The following is a 2,647-nucleotide window of genomic DNA, read 5'->3' on the forward strand; positions in this document are numbered from 1 at the left end:
ATGTCTCCGGTGAGATGGTCGGATGTGGCGCCGGTAATGCGCACGCGGACGAAATCGCCTGCTTCGCCGGTGAATGCAACCGGAACAAACGAAGGCGTGCGGCCGAGACCGGGCTTTTCGACCAGCAACGTTTCTTCGCGCCCGATCAGCGTGGAATAGTATTGCTGAAGCGCCTCGGTGCCTTTGGCGCGCAAGCGGGCAGCACGCTCCTTGACGGCGGCGCGGCCCAGTTGCGGCATCTTCGCCGCCGGCGTGCCCTGGCGCGGACTGAACGGGAACACATGCAGCATTGACAAGCCGGCGTCGTCCACCAGCCTCAGGGTGTTGTCGAACATGTCGTCGGTTTCGGTGGGGAAGCCGGCAATCAGGTCGGCGCCAAAGGCGGCGTCGGGGCGCAATTTCCGCACCCTGTCGCAGAACCGGATGGTATCGGCGCGGGAATGGCGGCGCTTCATCCGTTTGAGGATCATGTCGTCGCCCGATTGGGCCGAGAGGTGGAAGTGCGGCATCAGCCGCCCTTCCTCGGCGATCGCCCGCATGAACTCATCGTCGGCCTCAATGGAGTCGATCGAGGATATGCGCAGGCGGTGCAGCTCGGGCACCAGTTTCAGAATCTTGCGCACCAGGGCGCCGAGGCTCGGCGTTCCCGGAAGGTCGTGGCCGTAGCTGGTGAGGTCGACGCCGGTGAGTACGATCTCGCCGTAGCCGCCGGCCGCCAGCCGCCGCGCTTCTTCCACCACCGCGCCCATGCCGACGCTGCGGGAATTGCCGCGCCCGTAAGGAATGATGCAGAAGGTGCAGCGGTGATCGCAGCCGTTCTGCACCTGCAGGAAGGCGCGCGTCCGCCCCTCGAAACATTCGACGAACTGCGCCGCGGTCTCCTTCACCGACATGATGTCGTTGACCTTGACGCGCTCGTTGATGCCGATGGCGTAATTTTTGGCATCGAGCTTGTCGGCGTTGCCGAGCACGAAATCAACTTCCGGCATCTTGGCGTAGCCGTCGGGATCGGTCTGGGCGGCACAGCCGGTGACGATGATGCGCGCGCCGGGCCGCTCGCGCCGGAGCTTGCGGATCTGCTGGCGCGACTGGCGCACCGCTTCGGCCGTAACGGCACAGGTGTTGACGACGACGGTGTTGTCGAGTCCTGCCGTGCGCTCCCGGATCGCCTCCGACTCGTAGGCGTTGAGCCGGCAGCCGAAGGTTATGATGTCGACACTCATTGATGCGCCAGTTCGATCTCGCCGCGATAGGCAAGTGCCGCCGGGCCGGTCATCAGGACGTGGCCGCCATCAAGCGCGATCGCGAGCACGCCGCCGTCGAGCGTCACTGCGCAGCGTTCGCCGATCAGGCCGCGGCGGTGGGCGGCGACGACACTGGCGCAGGTGCCCGAGCCGCAGGCTTGGGTGATGCCGGCGCCGCGTTCCCACACCCGCATGCGCAGGCTTCCGTCGCTGCGCACGCTGACGAATTCGACATTGGTGCGATTGGGGAACATCGGATGGGTTTCGATGCGCGGACCCAACGTCGCGACCGGGGCTGTCTCGGCATCCTCGACGAACAGCACGCAATGGGGATTGCCCATCGACACGGCAGCGCAAGGATAAGTCTCGCCATCGACATTGAGGGCGAAGAGATTGGTGTCCACCGGACGGGCGAGGGGAATGCGGTTCCACAAAAGCTCCGGCGTTCCCATGTCGACGGTGACGAGCCCGCCGCCGGCATCCTGGCAATAAAGCGGTCCTGAGACCGTCATCAGGGTAACGGCGGTCTTGCCGGCTTCATCGAGGAGCAGGCGCGCGACGCAGCGGGCGGCGTTGCCGCACATCTCGACTTCGCCGCCGTCGGCATTGCGGATGCGCATGAAGGCGTCGGCGGTCTCCGAGGGCTCGATCACAATGATCTGATCGCAGCCGACGCCGCGGCGGCGGTCGCCGATCTGCCGCGTGGTCGGCGTGTCGAGCTCAAGCGACTGTTTCCGCGCGTCGAATACGGCGAAATCGTTGCCCAGGCCGTGCATTTTCAAAAACGGGGTCATGGGCCGCTATATAAGCGTCGCCGGGCCGCCGGACTAGAGCCGGGTTGACGGGGACGCCCGACCGGCCCCACTTTTCGCCCGGATTCCCGGGCTGGAGAGTTGTATGCGCCGCGCCGCCGCACTGGTTTTTGCCGCTTTTGCCGCCACCACCGCCGCCGTTGCGGCGCCCCCTCAAGGTAACCCTATGAATGATCCGTATATCTGGCTGGAAGACGTCCATGGCGACAAGCCGCTGGCCTGGGTGAAAGAACAGAATGGCAAGTCGCTCGGCCAGCTCAAGGCCGATCCCGCCTATCAGGCCAATTACGATTTCATCCTCAAGGTGCTGGATGCCAAGGACCGCATCCCCTACGGCGGGGTGGATCACGGCTATGTCTACAACTACTGGCAGGACAAGGAGCACCCCAAGGGCCTGTGGCGGCGCACGACCGTCGCCGATTATGCCAAGGCCGAACCGACCTGGGAGGTGCTGCTCGATCTCGACAAGCTCGCCGCCGACGAGAAGGAGAACTGGGTGTGGAAGGGCACCGCCTGTTCCGGCACCATGAGGCGGTGCCTGGTGCAGCTGTCGCGCGGCGGCGGCGATGCGGTCGTGGTGCGCGAGTTCGA

General features: G+C 65.3%; 2 protein-coding genes and 1 pseudogene. 1 reads left to right on the forward strand and 2 read right to left on the reverse strand.

The window, feature by feature from the left end; all coding sequences use genetic code 11:
• The coding region (gene mtaB / locus AC1P6P_RS03315) for a tRNA (N(6)-L-threonylcarbamoyladenosine(37)-C(2))-methylthiotransferase MtaB (RefSeq protein ID WP_481401014.1) at positions 1–1,223 on the reverse strand (1,223 nt) is incomplete at its 3' end.
• Entirely contained in the window at positions 1,220–2,038 is an 819-nt protein-coding gene (gene dapF, locus AC1P6P_RS03320; protein WP_481401015.1) for a diaminopimelate epimerase, read from the reverse strand. The genes mtaB and dapF, both read right to left, overlap by 4 nt.
• Before the next feature lie 103 nt (positions 2,039–2,141).
• Here dapF and AC1P6P_RS03325 point away from each other — a divergent pair.
• Positions 2,142–2,647 (forward strand): annotated as a pseudogene (locus AC1P6P_RS03325) (prolyl oligopeptidase family serine peptidase); the annotation flags it as partial.

The organism is Rhizomicrobium sp. (assembly GCF_056722145.1).

Coding starts and splice junctions, on each gene's coding strand:
- dapF (WP_481401015.1), bottom strand. CDS start 2,038: ATGACCCCGTTTTTGAAAATGCACGGCCTGGGCAACGATTTCGCCGTA.